The organism is Erythrobacter dokdonensis DSW-74 (assembly GCF_001677335.1).
Classification (GTDB): Bacteria; Pseudomonadota; Alphaproteobacteria; order Sphingomonadales; family Sphingomonadaceae; genus Erythrobacter; species Erythrobacter dokdonensis.
This window is the reverse complement of sequence record NZ_LZYB01000004.1, coordinates 221,883-238,799: the sequence shown is the minus strand read 5'-3', so window position 1 is coordinate 238,799 and position 16,917 is coordinate 221,883. Positions and strand designations below refer to the sequence as shown.

General features: G+C 65.4%; 19 protein-coding genes. 10 read left to right on the top strand and 9 right to left on the bottom strand.

Annotated elements, in window-relative coordinates; genetic code table 11:
- Positions 1-131: 131 nt before the first annotated feature.
- From I603_RS09960 to I603_RS09945, 4 genes are all read left to right on the top strand, one after another.
- Positions 132-1,187, top strand: a complete 1,056-nt coding sequence (locus I603_RS09960; protein WP_068864589.1) for a quinone-dependent dihydroorotate dehydrogenase — start codon at positions 132-134, stop codon at positions 1,185-1,187.
- A gap of 11 nt (positions 1,188-1,198) precedes the next feature.
- Positions 1,199-2,914, top strand: a complete 1,716-nt coding sequence (gene ggt, locus I603_RS09955) for a gamma-glutamyltransferase (protein WP_068864587.1) — start codon at positions 1,199-1,201, stop codon at positions 2,912-2,914.
- Positions 2,915-3,100: 186 nt separating this feature from the next.
- A complete protein-coding gene (locus I603_RS09950) occupies positions 3,101-4,900 on the top strand; it encodes an AMP-dependent synthetase/ligase (RefSeq protein ID WP_068864811.1) in 1,800 nt (599 codons plus the stop codon).
- Positions 4,901-4,905: 5 nt separating this feature from the next.
- Positions 4,906-5,517, top strand: coding sequence for a twin-arginine translocation pathway signal protein (locus I603_RS09945; protein ID WP_068864585.1), 612 nt, complete (start codon positions 4,906-4,908; stop codon positions 5,515-5,517).
- A 30-nt stretch (positions 5,518-5,547) separates the two neighbouring features.
- On the opposite strand, the gene I603_RS09940 is transcribed toward I603_RS09945, so the two are convergent.
- The 3 genes from I603_RS09940 to I603_RS09930 all read right to left on the bottom strand — a co-directional run bounded on the left by I603_RS09940 (position 5,548) and on the right by I603_RS09930 (position 7,644).
- Positions 5,548-6,060, bottom strand: coding sequence for a hypothetical protein (locus I603_RS09940; RefSeq protein WP_068864583.1), 513 nt, complete (start codon positions 6,058-6,060; stop codon positions 5,548-5,550).
- A gap of 191 nt (positions 6,061-6,251) precedes the next feature.
- Positions 6,252-7,229, bottom strand: a complete 978-nt coding sequence (thiS, locus tag I603_RS09935; protein WP_068864582.1) for a sulfur carrier protein ThiS — start codon at positions 7,227-7,229, stop codon at positions 6,252-6,254.
- 58 nt (positions 7,230-7,287) lie between these two features.
- The gene (locus I603_RS09930) at positions 7,288-7,644 is read right to left on the bottom strand and encodes a MerC domain-containing protein (RefSeq protein ID WP_232305347.1); all 357 of its coding nucleotides are present in this window, start codon (positions 7,642-7,644) and stop codon (positions 7,288-7,290) included.
- Positions 7,645-7,810: 166 nt separating this feature from the next.
- Here I603_RS09930 and I603_RS09925 point away from each other — a divergent pair, with 166 nt between their 5' ends.
- The 5 genes from I603_RS09925 (at position 7,811) to rpsI (ending at position 11,202) form a co-directional block, all read left to right on the top strand.
- Positions 7,811-8,896 carry a COX15/CtaA family protein gene (locus I603_RS09925; protein WP_068864578.1) on the top strand — a complete coding sequence of 362 codons (1,086 nt, stop codon included), beginning with the start codon at positions 7,811-7,813 and terminating at the stop codon, positions 8,894-8,896.
- Positions 8,893-9,264: a divalent-cation tolerance protein CutA gene (gene cutA / locus I603_RS09920; protein WP_068864576.1), complete on the top strand. Its 372-nt coding sequence runs from the start codon at positions 8,893-8,895 to the stop codon at positions 9,262-9,264. The genes I603_RS09925 and cutA overlap by 4 nt, the downstream gene beginning before the upstream one ends.
- A gap of 76 nt (positions 9,265-9,340) precedes the next feature.
- Complete coding sequence (locus tag I603_RS09915) at positions 9,341-10,024, top strand: hypothetical protein (protein WP_068864574.1); 684 nt, start codon at positions 9,341-9,343, stop codon at positions 10,022-10,024.
- A 183-nt stretch (positions 10,025-10,207) separates the two neighbouring features.
- Complete coding sequence (gene rplM / locus I603_RS09910) at positions 10,208-10,687, top strand: 50S ribosomal protein L13 (RefSeq protein ID WP_068864809.1); 480 nt, start codon at positions 10,208-10,210, stop codon at positions 10,685-10,687.
- Positions 10,687-11,202 carry a 30S ribosomal protein S9 gene (rpsI, locus tag I603_RS09905; protein WP_068864572.1) on the top strand — a complete coding sequence of 172 codons (516 nt, stop codon included), beginning with the start codon at positions 10,687-10,689 and terminating at the stop codon, positions 11,200-11,202. Before rplM ends, rpsI begins: the two co-directional genes overlap by 1 nt.
- An 80-nt stretch (positions 11,203-11,282) precedes the next feature.
- Here rpsI and I603_RS09900 read toward each other — a convergent pair whose 3' ends face one another.
- The 3 genes from I603_RS09900 to I603_RS09890 form a co-directional block, all read right to left on the bottom strand.
- Entirely contained in the window at positions 11,283-11,480 is a 198-nt protein-coding gene (locus I603_RS09900) for a hypothetical protein (RefSeq protein ID WP_068864570.1), read from the bottom strand.
- A 143-nt stretch (positions 11,481-11,623) separates the two neighbouring features.
- Positions 11,624-12,379, bottom strand: coding sequence for a metallophosphoesterase family protein (locus I603_RS09895; RefSeq protein WP_068864568.1), 756 nt, complete (start codon positions 12,377-12,379; stop codon positions 11,624-11,626).
- Between the two features lie 7 nt (positions 12,380-12,386).
- Positions 12,387-12,743 (bottom strand): hypothetical protein, encoded by a 357-nt coding sequence (locus I603_RS09890; RefSeq protein ID WP_232305346.1) that lies wholly within the window; start codon positions 12,741-12,743, stop codon positions 12,387-12,389.
- A gap of 141 nt (positions 12,744-12,884) precedes the next feature.
- Here I603_RS09890 and I603_RS09885 point away from each other — a divergent pair, with 141 nt between their 5' ends.
- Entirely contained in the window at positions 12,885-13,196 is a 312-nt protein-coding gene (locus I603_RS09885) for a UrcA family protein (RefSeq protein ID WP_158093636.1), read from the top strand.
- A gap of 138 nt (positions 13,197-13,334) precedes the next feature.
- On the opposite strand, the gene I603_RS09880 is transcribed toward I603_RS09885, so the two are convergent.
- From I603_RS09880 to fumC, 3 genes are all read right to left on the bottom strand, one after another.
- Positions 13,335-14,090, bottom strand: a complete 756-nt coding sequence (locus tag I603_RS09880) for a LytR/AlgR family response regulator transcription factor (protein ID WP_068864564.1) — start codon at positions 14,088-14,090, stop codon at positions 13,335-13,337.
- A complete protein-coding gene (locus I603_RS09875; RefSeq protein ID WP_068864563.1) occupies positions 14,083-15,357 on the bottom strand; it encodes a sensor histidine kinase in 1,275 nt (424 codons plus the stop codon). The genes I603_RS09880 and I603_RS09875 overlap by 8 nt, the downstream gene beginning before the upstream one ends.
- A 102-nt stretch (positions 15,358-15,459) precedes the next feature.
- A complete protein-coding gene (gene fumC / locus I603_RS09870; RefSeq protein WP_068864561.1) occupies positions 15,460-16,866 on the bottom strand; it encodes a class II fumarate hydratase in 1,407 nt (468 codons plus the stop codon).
- Positions 16,867-16,917: the final 51 nt, after the last annotated feature.

Sequence of the window (16,917 nt, the reverse complement as noted above, 5' to 3'; positions counted from 1 at the left end):
CGCCACGGCGATTGTATGCAAGCGACAAGGGTCATCCCCTGAACAGGGAATGCGTACCCGGAAAGCAGGGTTTGCGCGGTTCTGGCACATGTGCGCTCGACAGGGCGCATTGCCTGCCATAGGCGCGTGCGATGCTGTTCCGTCTGCTCAAGCCCGCCCTGTTTGCGCTCCATCCGGAGACCGGTCACCGGTTGGCGATCGGCGGCCTGAAAGCCTTGCCGCTGCATGGCCCGATGCCTGTCCCGGGGATGCTAGGGATCGAGGTCGCGGGGCTTGCCTTCCCCAATCCGGTTGGGGTTGCCGCCGGATTCGACAAGGACGCCGAAGTGCCAGACGCGCTGCTGGGCCTCGGCTTCGGTTTCACCGAAGTCGGCTCGATCACCCCGCTACCGCAAGCGGGCAACCCCAGGCCGCGATTGTTCCGGCTGGTTGAGGATCAGGCGGTTATCAACCGCATGGGGTTCAACAACGCCGGTGCCGAGGCAGCGCTTACGCGGCTGAGGGCGCGTGCCGGGCGGCCCGGGATCGTGGGTGTCAATATCGGCGCGAACAAGGACTCGACCGACCGCATCGCCGACTATGCGGTGATGGCCCGGAAAATGGCTCCGGTTTCCAGCTATCTCTGCGTCAACGTATCCTCTCCCAATACGCCCGGCCTGCGCGCGCTGCAGGATGAAAGCGCACTGGCCGCACTGATCGATTCGGTGATCGCGGCGCGCGACGAGGCCGTGCCGGCATCGGGTCCCGATTCGCCGCCGCCGGTGTTCCTCAAGGTGGCCCCCGATCTGGAACCGGCGGATATCGACGCGATCGCCCGCATTGCGATGGACAGGCAGCTCGGCGCGCTGGTGGTTTCGAATACCACGATCAGCCGACCGGACCTGCGTTCGCACCATGCGGGCGAGACCGGCGGGCTATCGGGCGCGCCCTTGCGCGACCTCGCGCTGCAAAGGCTGCGCGATTTCCGCAAGGCCACCGGCGGCGCGATCCCGCTGGTGGGTGTTGGCGGCATCGCCAGCGCCGAACACGCCTGGGAGCGCATCCGTGCGGGCGCTTCGCTGGTGCAACTCTATTCGGCGATGGTCTATGAAGGGCCCGGTCTCGGCGCGCGGATCGTCAAGGGGCTGGGAGAACTGATGCGGCGCGATGGCTTTGCCAGCATTGCCGAAGCGGTGGGAAGCGAATAGCACCCTTGCCGATGCGCTTTCTTGTTCCCCTGTTCGCTCCGCTCGCGCTGGCCCTGTCGGGCTGTGCGGCCACTCCTCCACCTGAAGCCGCTACCGCCCCCCTGACAGGAAACGGCGCGGTCAGCAGCGCCGATCCGCGCGCGACCCAAGCGGGCGAGGCAATCCTTGCGCAGGGTGGATCGGCGGTCGATGCAGCGATCGCGGTGATGCTCGCACTGACGGTGGTCGAGCCACAGAGCTCCGGCATCGGCGGCGGCGGCTTCATGTTGCGCGCCGATGCCACGAGCGGCACGCTTGTCACCTATGACGGGCGCGAGACGGCTCCTGCGGCAGCAACGCCGACCCGTTTTCTTGGCGATGACGGCAAGATTCTCCCGCGCGAAACCCGCGTGTTCTCGGGCCTCAGTGTCGGCGTTCCGGGCAATCTCGCGCTCGCCGCCAAGGCCCATGCCGAACATGGCACGCTGACCTGGGCCAAGCTTTTTGAGCCCGCGATCGCGCTCGCCGAAGACGGCTTTGTGATGAACCGGCGGCTCCAGGCATCGCTTCAAGGCAACAAGGGGCGCGCGGACAAGAGCGCAGCCGCGAAAGCAGTGTTCTACGGCGCGGACGGCGAGCCGCTACCGCTTGGCACCACGATCCGCGTGCCCGAACTCGCCGCCACCTTGCGCACTATTGCAGCCGACGGCCCGGAAGCAGTGTATGGCAGCGCAGCCGGAGCAGCGCTCGCCGCCTATGTCGCCGCCGAAACGCCGCAGGACGGTCGTATGACCCCCGGCGATGTCACCGCCTACACCGCCAAGGAGCGCGCGCCGGTGTGCGGCTCCTATCGCTTATACAAGGTGTGCGGCATGGGTCCGCCGTCATCGGGCGGGATTGCGGTGCTCCAGATGCTGGGCCAGCTTGAACGATTCGAGCTCGCCAGCCTCGGCCCTGACAGCCCGCAGTTCTGGCACCTGTTCATCGAAAGCCAGCGCCTCGCCTATGCCGACCGCGAGCTCTATCTGGCCGATGCGGATTTCGTCGAAGTGCCGGTCGCCGGTCTTGTGGATGCGGGCTATCTGCGCTCCCGCTCGACGTTGATTTCGCCCGACACCAGGATTGCCAAGCCCGAAGCCGGTATGCCTCCCGGCGCTCCGCTGGCGCGCGGTCTCGGGCCGGAAGTCGAGGAAAATGGCACGACCCATTTCTCGGTGGTGGATGCCAATGGGAACGCGGTCAGCTACACCTCTACAATCGAAGGCGCATTCGGCTCGGGCCTGCACTGGCGCGGCTTCTACCTCAACAACGAACTGACCGATTTCACCCTGACGCCCGAGGCGGATGGCAAGCCGGTCGCCAACCGGGTCGAAGGTGGCAAGCGCCCGCGTTCGTCGATGGCGCCAACCATCGTTTATGACAAGAACGGCAAGGTGTTGCTGGTAATCGGCGCGGCCGGCGGGCCGACGATTCCGGTCACCGTGACCCGCGCGATCATCGGCGTGCTCGATTTCGGGCTCGGCGCGCAAGACGCGCTGGCGATGCCCTTCGCGATGGCATTCGGCGACACCCTGCTGATCGAGGAAGGCTCTGCGCTGGAAGCGATCAGCGATGATCTCGCCGCGCTCGGCCACCGGACGATCCGCGTCGCCCCCGCGCCGATCAAGGCAAACGCACTGGGGCGGCGGGCCGACGGCAGCTGGGAAGTGGCGACCGAGCCGCGCCTTGCCAGTGTCGTGACACCCTGACCGGCATCACGGTATTGATAGCCATGCGGGCGCTTGCCGCTGGGAACTTCACCTTCTAATCTTGAACTTTGCGGGGCCGCTCCAGAGCCCCGGCAACACGCTCGAAGGGATCAGGAGCCTTTGCCAGTGCAATCCCCCGCCTCGCCGCACGCTTCGCGCCCCACCGTCAATCCGGCGGATGATCCGCTGTTGCAGGACATCGACGGTGCGCAGAACCTCGTCGAACTGTTTCTCAAGCGCGCCGACCAGAAAGGCGATGCGCCCTTTCTCGGCCACAAGGCGGACGGGCAATGGGTCACCCAGAGCTGGCGCGAGGCAGCGGAGAAGGTGTGCCTGCTGGCGGAAAGCCTGCGCCGGATGGGCCTGAAGGATGGTGACCGGGTAGCGCTGGTCAGCGAAAACCGTCCCGAATGGTGCATCGCAGACCTTGCGATCATGGCCGCCGGGTGCATCACCGTTCCGACCTACATCACCAACACCCGGCGCGATCATGCCCATATCCTCGACAATTCGGGCGCTCGGGCCGTGTTCGTCTCGACCGAGAAGCTGCTTGCCCCGCTGGTCGGCGCGATCGGACAGACCGGCATGGTCGAACACGTGATCGGGATCGACGATCTGAAACGCCAGCAATCGGGCAGTTTCGAGTATCACGACTGGCAGGCCCTGATCACCGGCGACCCGGCCAGCGCACGGGCGGAGGTCGACAAACGCATCAGCGGGATCGAGCGCTCGCAAACCGCCTGCCTGATCTACACCAGCGGCACCGGCGGCGCACCGCGCGGCGTGATGCAGCACCACGGCGCGATCCTGTGCAATGTGGCTGGCGCGGCCGAGGTTCTGATCAATGATTTCGGCATTACCGACGAACGTTTCCTGTCCTTCCTGCCGCTCTCCCACGCCTACGAGCACAGTGGCGGACAATATCTCCCGATCGGGGTTGGCGCGGAGATCTTCTATTCCGAGGGCCTCGAAAAGCTGGCCAGCAATATCGAGGAAACCCGTCCCACCATCATGGTCGTCGTCCCGCGCCTGTTCGAGGTGCTGCGCACGCGGATCATGAAGCAGGTCGAAAAGCAGGGGAAGGTAGCCAACTTCATGATGGATGCCGCCCTGAAGATTTCCGAGCACTCCAAGGACGGCAAGAAGCGCCTGCGCGACAAGCCGCTGGACCTGCTCGTGGAAAAGACCCTGCGGCCCAAGATCCGCGCCAAGTTCGGTGGGCGGATCAAGGCGATGGTGTCGGGCGGTGCGCCGCTCAATCCCGAAGTCGGCAATTTCTTCGATGCGATGGGCCTCACCATGCTGCAAGGCTATGGCCAGACCGAAGCCGGGCCGGTGATCAGCTGCAACCGTCCCAAGGTGGGGCTGAAGATGGACACGGTCGGCCCGCCGCTGCGGGGGGTCGAGGTGAAAATCGCGGAGGATGGCGAAATCCTCGTGCGCGGCGAGCTGGTCATGCACGGCTACTGGCGCAACGAGGCGGAGACCGCGCGCACGCTCAAGGACGGTTGGCTCCACACCGGCGACATCGGGCATATTGATCGCAAGGGGCGGATCGTCATCACCGACCGCAAGAAGGACATGATCGTCAACGACAAGGGCGACAATATCGCGCCCCAGAAGGTTGAAGGCATGCTGACGCTCCAGCCCGAAATCGCGCAGGCGATGGTGAGCGGGGACAAGCGGCCCTATGTCGTGGGCCTGATCGTGCCGGATGCCGAATGGGCGCTGGAATGGGCGCGGGCCAATGGCGAGAAGTTCGACCTTGCCGCACTTCAGCAGCTCCCTGCCTTCAAGAACGCGGTGCGCGCGGCGGTGGATCGCACCAATGCCGATCTCTCGGTAATCGAGAAGGTCCGCCAGTTCGCTTTCGCGGACGAGGCCTTCACCATCGAGAACGAGGAAATGACGCCGTCCATGAAGATCAGGCGACACAAGATCCGCGAGCGCTATCAGGACCGGATCGACGGGCTTTACAGGGGGTGAGCAGAATGGCGAGCCGCGCCGGACTGGCAAGCATGAAAATGGTCGCGGCCCTCCTGCTCGCCGCCACCGTGGGGGTGCCGGCAGGGGCACAAACCGCGCCGGGCGCCGCCCCGGCCGGCTCGTGGATCGCCGCCGATTTCGCCGTTCCGGCGCTGGTCGAAGGGCCTGGCTTCAAGCTCGTCCCGCTCGGGCCCGCCTTGGTGGACGTCGACTATCAGGCCTACATGTCCTCGATCGCGCATCTCCAGCAGACCTTCACCCGAAGCACCAGCTGGCCGCGCGAAGGGATCACCGCAGAGGAGGCCATGCTCGACATGCAGACCGAACAGGGCCGGTTCGAGCGGCGCGAATCCTTCGCCTATGCGGTGCTGACACCAGACGGCAGCCGCGAGAGGGGCTGTGTCTATGTCTATCCCAGCAAGGTTGGCGGCCATGACGCAGAGGTGCGCCTGTGGGTGACGCAGGCGGAATATGACGCGGGCTTCGACGCCGAGCTCTATACATGGACCCAGCAGTGGATCGCCCGCGACTGGCCGTTCAGAAACGTTGCCTATCCCGGCCGGGCCATCGCCTGGGACAAGTGGGATGCCATGGTCATGGCCGCGCGCGGCGACTGACGTAGTCGCCTGGGGCATGCCTGCAGGGCGCTACGCCGCCTCGAAATCGTCGACATACTCGGGATAGAACCCCGGCTCCCGCTCGGACCAGCCGGGGGCGGTAGCGGCGGCTTCGCTTAAGGATTGCAGCAGCACCTTGCGCCGTTCGGGGCGGATTGCGGGGAGGGCGCTGGCGGCGCAGAAGGCCGCCGGAAGGTAAGGTCGCACCTTGGCGCCCAGCAGGCGTTCATAGAGAAAGCGGAAAGCGGAAAAGCTTGCGAGCCTTTCCTGCTCCAGATCGAAGGCCGCACAGCGAACCAGCTTGCCGAGGAAGCGTTCGATCTCGTTCGGCGTGCCCTCCACCGGGATCAGAGCGCGCAAGGCCTTCAGGTCCTGATAGGCGACATATTGCCGGCGGATCGCGACATTCTCCGCCTCGCTGCGGCCCCAGCGGCGGAAGGCATCGGTGCGGGCGAGGCCGATATCAAGGCTCCGCTTGATGTAACGCTGCTCGGCCGGAGCGAACCCGGCAAACTCGCGCATCTCGGCAATCGGCATCATCATCGACCCTTCTCCTTGTGTGAGGAGAACGTCGCATGACGTGGTTAATTTAGGGTTAGGCGTTTTTCGTGTCCGCAGCCCATCCGGGCTTCGAAATCCTCGCTCACGCGACCTGACGTTCGCGTCGCTGCGGGCGGCCGGTCGACCTTGCGGCTGCTTACGCAGCCGATCCAACACCACATGCTTGGGGGGATTCAGATCAAACCGGCGAGGGGACTGCTCGGATCGGCATACATCCGCCGCGCCATGCGGCCTGCCAGATAGGCCTCGCGCCCGGCTTCGACCGCCAGCTTCATCGCGCGGGCCATGCGGATCGGGTCTTTCGCCTCGGCGATAGCGGTGTTCATCAGGATGCCGTCGCAGCCCAGCTCCATGCCGACCGCTGCATCGGACGCCGTGCCCACGCCCGCATCGACCAGCACCGGCACCTTGGCGCCCTCGACGATCAGGCGGATCGTCACGCGGTTCTGGATGCCCAGCCCCGAGCCGATCGGCGCGCCCAGCGGCATGATCGCCACCGCGCCCGCGTCCTCAAGCTGCTTCGCCGCAATCGGATCGTCGGCACAATAGACCATCGGCAGGAAGCCCTCCTTGGCCAGCACTTCGGTCGCCTTCAGCGTCTCGCGCATGTCGGGATAGAGGGTGCGCGCCTCGCCCAGCACCTCCAGCTTGACCAGATCCCAGCCTCCCGCCTCGCGCGCCAACCGCAGCGTGCGCACGGCCTCGTCACCGGTGAAGCACCCCGCGGTGTTGGGCAGGTAGGTGATTTTCTTGGGGTCTATGAAGTCTGTCAGCATCGGCGCCTTAGGATCGCTGACGTTCACGCGTCGCACCGCGACCGTAACGATCTCAGCACCCGAAGCCTCCACGGCCGCCGCGTTCTGCTCGAAGCTCTTGTACTTGCCGGTGCCGACAATCAGCCGGCTGCGAAAGGTGCGGCCTGCTACCTTCCAGGTATCGCCCACCTCCTCACCCCCGCCGACGAAGTGCACGATTTCCAGCACATCGCCCTCGGCCAGCGGTGCCTCGGCCAGAGTTGAACGCGGGACGATTGCACCATTGCGCTCGACCGCGACCTTTTCGGGCACAAGCTCCAGTTCGCGCACCAGATCGGCAATGGTGGCGGCAGCCGAGCGATGCGGTGCGCCGTTAAGGGTGATGCTCTTGGTCATGGCGCGAGACATAGGCGCTCGACCACGGCGTGCAACCACGAGTTTGGCGAGGATGTGCTCAGCGCGCGGCGCGCAGGTTCAGCAAGTGGCCGACAGACACGAGTGTGACCCCAAGCAGGGTCAGCAGCAATTCGTTCGTGCCGTGCGGCACCACCAGCGCCCAGGCCATGAAGGCGAGACCAGCCGATGCAACCGCGAAGGGCAGCGGGCGGCCATGGCGTATCAGCCCCCAGCCGATCGCGACAACCGCAACCGCCAGCGCGAGCGCAAGGCCCATGCGGTGAATATTTTCTTCCAGCAGGAAATGCCCGCCCAGTCCCAGAGCCGAGACGACAACCAGCGTGGCAAGGCAGTGGATGGCACACAATCCGGCAAGCCCGATCCCGACGAGATCGAGCCGACGGCGAAACGACATCCGACTCGCGGGGAGATTGGGAGGCACGGTCATAGCGCTCCGGCACATATGTTATGTTGTTACATTCTGCAAGGGAAGGAAAGCACACAGGATTGCGCCACCCGCATCGCCGCTTGCGCTGAACAGGCTTGCGCAAGCGGCTTCTCCGGCACAAGGGAGGCAGGCCATGGCAAGCTCTGCCTCTGTATCGAATCTGTTCGCGCCATGGGCGCGCGGCTCGGCGCGTCCGCTCGCGCTGGCGCGCTGGCTTGAGGCGGTCGCAGTGCTGGTGGTGACCATCGTCGTCGTTGGCGGCATAACCCGCCTGACCGAAAGCGGGCTGTCGATCACCGAATGGAATGTTGTTTCCGGCATTCTCCCGCCGCTTGGCGAGGCGGCGTGGCAAGCCGAGTTCGCCAAATATCAGGCGACCGCCGAATTCCGCTATGAAAGCGGCCCGGCGGGGATGGATCTGGCGGCGTTCAAGTTCATTTTCTTCTGGGAATGGTTCCACCGCATCCTCGGCCGGGTGATCGGCCTTGCGTTCCTGCTGCCGCTGGCAGTCTTCGCCTGGAGGCGGGCAATCCCAGCGGGCTATGGCTGGCGGCTCGGAGCGATGTTCGCGCTGATTTGCGGGCAGGGCGCGCTGGGCTGGTACATGGTGTCTTCCGGCGTGGGCGACACCGACCTTACCGATGTCAGCCATTTCCGGCTTTCCGCGCACCTGCTGACCGCGCTGTTTCTGCTCGGCGGACTGGTATGGACGGCACGCGACCTGCGGCGGCTTGCGCGTAATACGGACAGCGCGCCCGCGCCGCTTACCGGCGCTGCTGCGCTGGCAGGCGGGGTGCTGTTCATCCAGCTGCTGCTCGGCGCATGGGTAGCCGGGCTCAATGCCGGGCACGCCGCCTATGACTGGCCGCTGATGAACGGGCAATTCCTCCCCGAGGCCGATTGGTCGAAAGGAATGCTATGGGCCGCGACCCATGATCCGTTCCTGCTTCAATTCCTGCACCGCTGGTGGGCCTGGGTCGCGGCGGCGGCGCTGGTGTGGCTGGCAAGGGCCGTGCGCCCGAGCGACCGGTTCGCCAGCGTCGCACTCAATGCCGCGATCGGGACGATGGTGCTGCTCGGCATTGCCACGGTCATGAGCGAGGTATCGCTGTGGGTCGCGGCCGCGCACCAGCTGGTCGGCGCGCTGACCGTGGCGGCGACGGCCTGGGCAATGCACAGCAACGGCACCGCGCGCCGCGAATACGGGGCGGCGGCTTGACCACCGCCAACGTCCGGGATGCGGCGCTGATCTGGTGTCCCTTCCCCGACCGCGAGGCTGCACGCGCGATCGCGGGGCAGCTGCTGGACGAGCGGCTTGTCGCCTGCGCCAATATCATCGGCGAAGTCGAATCCCTTTTCGTCTGGCAGGGCACGCAGGGCACCGGCAGCGAAACCGGTGTGCTGTTCAAGACCACCGCTGCCCGGCTGAACGAGGCTGTCGCACGGTTGGGCAAGCTGCACCCCTATGATACACCCGCCGTCATCGGGTGGCGCTGCGACGCGGCGCATCCGGCAACACTGACCTGGCTCAGCGCTGCTTGTTCCGGTTCTGCCCTTGGTGATTTTCCGGAGGAGCGCGGCGACTGACGGCCGCAGAGGGGGGATTTGTCGCATGGCCGGGAGCACGCGCCGGACGCTGTTGGCCCGACTTCTGGGAACAGGAATGGCAGGCAGCCTTGCACTGCGCGGAAAGGTGCTGCGCGCTGCCGACGAAGGGCTGCGCCTGCCCGCAACGGAGATGCTGCTCGAACGCAGTCTGGTGCGCGGGCTCGGCGGGTCGGCGGCCATCACAGTGCGGCGTGAATGGCGGATCGCCTTCAGCCCGCAAGGGCGCGGCGCCGTCGTGACAGGCACGCAGGTGGGCGCCAGCGTGGACGCCCCGCCAGCCCTCGCCGAACTGGCCCGGCTCGAGCAGCAACGCGAGGAGCAGGGGCTGTTCCCGATCATGCTGTCCGACACCGGTCTGATCGTGTCGCACGGCAGAACGATGGTCTCACCGACCGATCTGGCCGCAGTGGTGCGCACCGCCGAAGCGCTTGTGGCCCGTCTGCCCGGATCACCGTCCGGACGCGATGCCGTCCGCCGCTATCTGGCCGAGATGGACCGCGCCGGCGCCGGACAATTCGACCGCCTGCCGGCCGACCTGCTGTTTCCCTCCGGCTCGCCGCTGCACCGGATAGAGACAGTGGCCCTGCCGGAAGGCCGGACCGGCCAGTTCGAACTGACATGGGAAGCGCGCAAAGTGGCCGGGGCAGGCTGGCTGGCCGAAGGGCAGCGCAGGGTCATAACACGCCTCGAAGGCATGGAACGGCGCTCGCTGGAGGTCTGGCGACTACGCCCTGCCTGACCTGAAAGGACATTGATCCGGACATACGGTATTATTTTACCGCATGCGGGAAGCGCGGTTTTGCTTGACTTTCCGCCCCCCGAACGACATTTGCGCCGCCACTTGCCCCACAGCCTGACGGTTGCGGGAGCGATTCTCCGGGCCTCGCCCGGATACATGTTTCGAACCAAGGACACCAAAGCCATGAAGGCGCTCAGCAAACAGACCCGGTCGATCAAGCCGGCCGAGGTCGAGAAGAACTGGCACATCATCGATGCCGATGGTCTCGTCGTCGGCCGTCTCGCCGCGATCGTCGCCAACATCCTGCGCGGCAAGCACAAGCCGAGCTACACCCCGCATGTCGATTGCGGCGATCACGTGATCGTCATCAACGTCGACAAGGTGCAGTTCACCGGCAAGAAGATGGGCGACAAGGTCTATTACAAGCACACCGGCCACCCCGGCGGCATCAAGGAAACGACCCCGGCCAAGGTGCTGGGCGGGCGCTTCCCTGAACGCGTGCTGGAAAAGGCTGTGGAACGCATGATTCCGCGCGGCCCCCTCGGTCGCCAGCAGATGAAGGCGCTGCATCTCTACGCCGGCACCGAGCACCCGCATGACGGGCAGAAGCCCGCCGTGCTCGACGTCGCTTCCATGAATCGCAAGAACAAGGTCACCGCGTAATGGCTGACGAAACCACCACCGTCTCGGATCTCGCCGATCTCAAGGACATCGCCGGCGACGCCCCGCAGGGTGACGCTGTCGAAATCGCCCGCAACGCCGCGCCGCTGCGCGAGCAGGAGCTCGACAAGCAGGGCCGTGCCTATGCCACCGGCCGGCGCAAGGATGCGGTCGCCCGCGTATGGGTCAAGCCCGGTAGCGGCAAGATCACCATCAACGGCCGCGACCAGGAAGTCTACTTCGCGCGTCCGACCCTGCGTCTGATCATCAACCAGCCGTTCGGCATCACCGATCGCAGCGGCCAGTACGACGTCGTCGCCACTGTCCGTGGTGGCGGCCTGTCGGGCCAGGCCGGCGCGGTGAAGCACGGCATCGCGCAGGCGCTCTCGAAGTACGAGCCCGAGCTGCGCTCCACCGTCAAGGCAGCAGGCTTCCTCACCCGCGACAGCCGTGTGGTCGAGCGTAAGAAGTACGGCAAGGCCAAGGCCCGCCGCAGCTTCCAGTTCTCGAAGCGCTAAGGCTCGCACCTTCTGCGGATACAGCAAGGGCGGCCCCCGAAAGGGAGCCGCCCTTTTCTGTGGTGCAGCGCCGGCAGGGCTCAGCGTTGCAGCAGCATCAGACCCCAGGCAAGGCCGCTGCCCGACAGGAAGACCGGCCATGACCAGTAAATCTGCGCATCGGCGATCGAAACAAGATGGATCGCCAACGGGCCTGCACTGGTGCCTTGGGATCCGATCAACAGCCCGACCGTCGCGGACAGGATCGCGCCAAGCGTGATCGCCTTAAGAAATTCCATCTCCGTACCTCCGGACCAAGAGAGAGTAGCGAGAAAGGTTGCCGCCTCAGGCGCAAGCGATGGGCCCGGTCGGCGACCGCCATCTCACCAACAAAGTCTTAATACGAACCCTAGGGAAAAGGTTAAAGCAAGGCGCTCTCAGATTACGCCGGAGCGGCCTCGGTGACGAGCCGGAGCTCGCTCGAGATCACTCCGCCCGGCTCGCAGGTGACCACCCGCCACGAAGGCGGAGCGCCATGCCGCAGCCTGGTCGACAGCGTACCGGCTCCAATCATCCGCATCGCACGTCCGCCGCGTGTGCGCACCTCGTCAAACGGCACATGGACATGACCCGACATGACCGCATGCGCGCCTGCCGCAGCAATGGCGGCAAAGGCGGCATCGCCTCCGATGGTGGGATTCTTTTCACCGTCGCGCGGGCCCAGCAGCGGATGATGCGCGGTCACGACGATGCTGCGCGAATCGCCCCTCAGTGCTTCGAGCCTGGCAAGCGTCTGAGCGAGGGCGGCAGGCTTTATCACGCCGTCAGACCAGGGAAAGCGGGTCTGGGCGCGCACCGTCGTGAGCAGCGGCACCAGCACAACATCGTTCGAGACAAAGGTCGTCGCCACTGCCTCGCGCAGCCGGTTGTAGCGTCGGAAGGGATCGGTAAAGCGCTCCCAGGGATTGTAATAGGGCATGTCGTGATTGCCCGGCTCGAGCACCACCGGCACGCCGAGCGCGGCGAACCATTCGGCAGCGCGGGCATATTCGGAATGCTTCGCACGCTGGGTGAGGTCGCCTGTGCACACGACGGCATCGGGCCGTTCGGCGGCCACGGCTCGCGCCACCTCGTCGAGCGCGGCGCGGTTCTCGACCCCGAAATGCACGTCGCTGATATGGAACAGTCGGGTGGTCATGCGCGGGTCAGACCTTGCGGCTCAGGATCAGCCATGCAGCGACGGCGTTGAAGCTCGTGTAGGCAAGATAGGCCCAGGCGAATGCCGGCCAGCCTTCCACCGAAAGCAGCAGCGCGAAAAACAGCACCGCGAATTCGGTCAGCAGCGCGACGCGTGTGCCCAGCAACCGGCTCGAACGTGGCAGACGGACGAGCAGCGGGTGGCCGCTTTCGAATACGGCCCGGTTGAGCGCGAAGTTAGCCACGCCTGCCAGAAAGATCACGAATGTCGCCAGTCCCATCACCGCCACTATGGCGATGCGCCGGTCGGATGGGAACCGCCATTTGTCGGCAGGCGAAAACCGTCCATCCTGAACGCCGTCCATCGGTCGAACGGTCTGCGGGGGTTTGTCGAGAGCCGACTGAAAGCGCCGCCTGATCAGTCTATTCCTCAATTCGGCAGCGGGTCTGCCAACCCCCGGATCGGCACCCCGCACGATCACAGGCCCCTGCCGATGGAGGATGACATGAAAACATTTGCTCTGGCGGCCGCCGCAATCGGCTTGGCCTGCACCACGACCCCCGCTTTCGCCGGCAGTGACGAAAAGGCGACCATGACCATCGAGCTCGACGACATCGATCTTGCGAGCCCGAAGGGTCAGGAAGTGCTCGACAGGCGGATCGAGCAAGCCGCGCGCACGGTATGCCGCGTCACCGAAGTGCGGACCGGCACCAGAATCATGGACCACAGCGCCCGTGCCTGTGTCGCAAAGGCCCGCGCCGAAGCGCGCCAGCAAGTCGCCGCACTGGTGGCCGAGACCGGCAAGCGCGGCGGCTGAACCACGCACCCTGACCTGCACCTCCACCCCGCGGTGCAGTGCTACGGCCCGAACCCTTCCAGTCCCTGGGGTTCGGGCCGTTTTCTGCTTTCGATCACGCGGGAACGGAAAGTCTGCGGTTCGGTAGCGACCGGGAAATCAACGCCCTGCCATCGCCTTGACGCGGGCGAGATAGGTGCGCCCGATCCGCAGTGCCTCGCCGTTCTGAAGTTCCACCGACCACACACCCAGCCCGTCGTGCCTGAGGCCGCGGATATTGTCGCGCCTGAGGATGGTCGAACGGTGGATGCGGATGAACTGTTCGGGATCAAGCCGCGCTTCCAGCCCGGCGATAGTCTGGAGCAGCAGGTAGGAGCGCGGTGCGTCTTCGCTGCCGACGTGGAGCCGCACATAGTCGCGCTCGGCATCGATCTGATGCACCTCGCTCACAGCGATGCGAAGCAGTTCGGAACGGTGCGGCACCCACAATTCGTCGAGATAGCGGCTCGATTTCTGCCGCCTTTGCCCGCGCCGGGCAAGCGCGCGTTCGATCGCGCGTTCAAGCCGGTCGGCGGCGACCGGCTTCAACACATAGTCGACCGCCTCGCAATCGAAGGCCTCGACCGCGAAATGATCATGCGCGGTGACGAAGATGACCACCGGCGCCTGTTCCTGCTCGGCCAGCTGGCGCGCCACGCCGAGCCCGTCGAGTTCGGGCATGGTCATGTCGAGCAGCACAAGATCGGGCTCGAGCTTTTCTGCCAGCCTGAGCGCGGCGGCACCGTCGCTGGCAGTGCCGATCACCCGCACGCTGGGGATTTCGGCGCAGATCACCTGCACCCGCTCGACCGCGAGCGGTTCGTCATCGACAATCAGCGTTCTGAGCGCGGCGGGTTCGGTTTCGGTATCAGTCATGGCGGTTCGCGGTCCGGGTCAGGGGAATGCGGATCTCGGTGCGATAGCCGCCCGGCACCGGGGCGGAGGTGAAGCCGATGTCGGGGCCGAAGCGGGCTTCCAGCCGGTCGCGGACATTGGCGAGGCCGATGCCGAAACCGTGTTTTGCATTTTTCGGCACGCCGGGGCCGTCATCGCTGACGGTAATGACCAGCCGGTCGAACTCCTCGCGCGCGGCGAGTGTGATGGTGACCGGACGGGCGACAGCGGAAATCGCGTACTTGACCGAATTTTCGACCAGAGGCTGCAGGATCATGCCGGGCACGCGGGCATCCTCCAGTTCGACCGGCAGATCGAACACCGGCACCAGCCGCTTGGGAAAGCGCACCGCCTCGATATCGAGATAGAGGCGTTGCAGGTCGAACTCGTCCTTGAGCGAGACGTCGGCGGTCGGCTCGTTGGCCAGGCTGTGGCGGTAAAAGCGGCTGATCGTCTGGATCATCTTCTCGGCACGGTCCGCCTTGCCCGTCATCACCAGCGCGGAGAGCGAATTGAGCGTGTTGAACAGGAAATGCGGGTTCACCTGATAGCGCAAGCTGCGCAATTCGGCGGCCTTGGCGGCCGAGCGGAACTGTTCCTCGCGGCGCTGCGAGGCGCGCGCCTGCACGCCGGCAAGCAAGGCGAAATAGGTCGAGGCCCAGGCCAGCAGCAGGAAGTAGCGGCCAAGCGCCACGTCGAGCAGCTTGCGCCAGAAATCGGCATAGGTTTCGGCCGGCGCGATGATCACGCTTTCGGAGCCGACCACCTCGCCCTGCTGGTTGTCGGGGGCCGTGGTGCCCGGCACCGATTGGCTGAAGCGCCTTACCGGCACATCGACCAGCAGATTACCGGCCTCGTCGCGCCGCACGTTGAGGTTCAACCGGTCGGCATAGGCCTGCTCATAGGCGGCCTCCATGTCCTTGAAGACAAGGTAGTTGATCTGCCCGATCGCCAGCGCGACCGGCAAGGCGAGCGCGATGCCGGCGGAAATCTTGATCCACAGCGGGCGGGCGTCGAACAGCCGCAGCAGCAGCCACAGCACCAGCGTAAAGGCGACGCCGGCTGCGGTAACGACCAGCCGACGCCATCCCAGCTCGAACTGGAAATCGAAATCCATCACCAGGCTGCGGATGGTGGTGAGCGCGAAATAGGTCGCCCACAGCACCACCATCGAGAACAGCACCGTGCGGAAGGGCACAGTGGCGCCAGAGCCCTGTGGGGCCGCATCGCGGGAAAGGATCGTTGCCATTATGTCGTCCAGCGATACCGCTCCGGCGCAGCGAATGCTACCGGGGCGGGCGCTTGTCGTCGGGCAGGGTCAGGCCTTGGTCGAAAGGCGCGGACGCACCGATCATGCCCGCGGCTTGATCATCTCGGAAGGCACTACCCACTGGGCGAACTGTTCTTCGGTGAGCAGGCCCAGCGCCAGCGCGGCTTCCTTCAGCGTGGTGCCCTCGGCATGGGCTTTCTTGGCGATCTTGGCTGCATTGTCATAGCCGATATGCGGATTGAGCGCGGTCACCAGCATCAGGCTTTCGTTCAGAAGCTGGGTGATGCGGGTCTGGTTGGCCTCGATCCCGACCACGCAGTTGTCGGTGAAGGCATGCGATGCGTCCGCGATCAGCTTCATCGATTGCAGCACGTTGTAGATGATCACCGGCTTGAACACGTTCAATTCCAGGTGGCCGTGCGATCCGGCGACGCTGACCGCGACATTGTTGCCCATCACCTGCGCACAGACCATGGTCATGGCCTCGCACTGGGTCGGATTGACCTTGCCCGGCATGATCGAGGAACCGGGTTCGTTGGCGGGGAGCGACAATTCGCCGAGGCCCGAGCGCGGACCGGAGCCGAGCAGGCGGATGTCGTTGGCGATCTTCATCAGGCTGACCGCGATCGTGTTGAGCGCGCCCGACATCTCGACCATCGCATCATGTGCAGCCAGCGCCTCGAACTTGTTGGGCGCGGTGACGAAGGCATGGCCGGTCTCGGCGGCGACTTCGGCGGCAAAGGCGGTATCGAAGCCGACCTTGGCGTTGATGCCCGTACCCACGGCGGTGCCGCCCTGCGCTAGCTCGAGCACGCGCGGCAGCGCCGCCTCGACGCGGGCGATGCCATATTCGATCTGCTTGGCGTAGCCGGAGAATTCCTGCCCCAGCGTCATCGGGGTCGCATCCTGCAGGTGGGTGCGGCCGATCTTGACGATTGTCGCGAATTCGGTCGCCTTGGCGTCGAGCGCGCCGTGAAGCTTCCTGAGCGCGGGGACCAGATGTTCGATCGCCTCGCCTGCCGCGGCGATGTGCATCGCGGTGGGGAAAGTGTCGTTCGACGACTGGCCCATGTTGCAGTGGTCATTCGGATGGACCGGGCTCTTGCCGCCCTTCTTCCCCGTGAGAATCTCGTTGGCGCGGCTGGCGATCACCTCGTTGGCGTTCATGTTCGACTGGGTGCCGCTGCCGGTCTGCCACACCACCAGCGGGAACTGGTCGGCCAGCGTTCCGTCGATAACCTCGCGCGCGGCGGCGACGATCGCTTCGCCCAGCCTGGCATCGAGCACGCCCAGTTTCATGTTGGCCTTCGCTGCCGAAAGCTTCTGGATCCCCAGCGCACGCACCAGCGCGGGCGGCATCTTTTCCCCGCCGATCGGGAAATTGACGATGCTGCGCTGTGTCTGCGCGCCCCAGTGGACATGCGCGGGAACCGCCACCTCGCCCAGCGAATCGGTCTCGATCCGCACGTCTTCGCCATTCGCCGTCATGTCACTCATCGAAGCCATCCCTCACTAAGTCGATATGGAATCCCGCAGGAA

Coding starts and splice junctions, on each gene's coding strand:
- I603_RS09960 (WP_068864589.1), top strand. CDS start 132: ATGCTGTTCCGTCTGCTCAAGCCCGCCCTGTTTGCGCTCCATCCGGAG.
- ggt (WP_068864587.1), top strand. CDS start 1,199: ATGCGCTTTCTTGTTCCCCTGTTCGCTCCGCTCGCGCTGGCCCTGTCG.
- I603_RS09945 (WP_068864585.1), top strand. CDS start 4,906: ATGGCGAGCCGCGCCGGACTGGCAAGCATGAAAATGGTCGCGGCCCTC.
- I603_RS09940 (WP_068864583.1), bottom strand. CDS start 6,060: ATGATGATGCCGATTGCCGAGATGCGCGAGTTTGCCGGGTTCGCTCCG.
- thiS (WP_068864582.1), bottom strand. CDS start 7,229: ATGACCAAGAGCATCACCCTTAACGGCGCACCGCATCGCTCGGCTGCC.
- I603_RS09930 (WP_232305347.1), bottom strand. CDS start 7,644: ATGTCGTTTCGCCGTCGGCTCGATCTCGTCGGGATCGGGCTTGCCGGA.
- I603_RS09925 (WP_068864578.1), top strand. CDS start 7,811: ATGGCAAGCTCTGCCTCTGTATCGAATCTGTTCGCGCCATGGGCGCGC.
- I603_RS09915 (WP_068864574.1), top strand. CDS start 9,341: ATGGCAGGCAGCCTTGCACTGCGCGGAAAGGTGCTGCGCGCTGCCGAC.
- rplM (WP_068864809.1), top strand. CDS start 10,208: ATGAAGGCGCTCAGCAAACAGACCCGGTCGATCAAGCCGGCCGAGGTC.
- rpsI (WP_068864572.1), top strand. CDS start 10,687: ATGGCTGACGAAACCACCACCGTCTCGGATCTCGCCGATCTCAAGGAC.
- I603_RS09900 (WP_068864570.1), bottom strand. CDS start 11,480: ATGGAATTTCTTAAGGCGATCACGCTTGGCGCGATCCTGTCCGCGACG.
- I603_RS09895 (WP_068864568.1), bottom strand. CDS start 12,379: ATGACCACCCGACTGTTCCATATCAGCGACGTGCATTTCGGGGTCGAG.
- I603_RS09890 (WP_232305346.1), bottom strand. CDS start 12,743: ATGGACGGCGTTCAGGATGGACGGTTTTCGCCTGCCGACAAATGGCGG.
- I603_RS09885 (WP_158093636.1), top strand. CDS start 12,885: ATGAAAACATTTGCTCTGGCGGCCGCCGCAATCGGCTTGGCCTGCACC.
- I603_RS09880 (WP_068864564.1), bottom strand. CDS start 14,090: ATGACTGATACCGAAACCGAACCCGCCGCGCTCAGAACGCTGATTGTC.
- I603_RS09875 (WP_068864563.1), bottom strand. CDS start 15,357: ATGGCAACGATCCTTTCCCGCGATGCGGCCCCACAGGGCTCTGGCGCC.
- fumC (WP_068864561.1), bottom strand. CDS start 16,866: ATGACGGCGAATGGCGAAGACGTGCGGATCGAGACCGATTCGCTGGGC.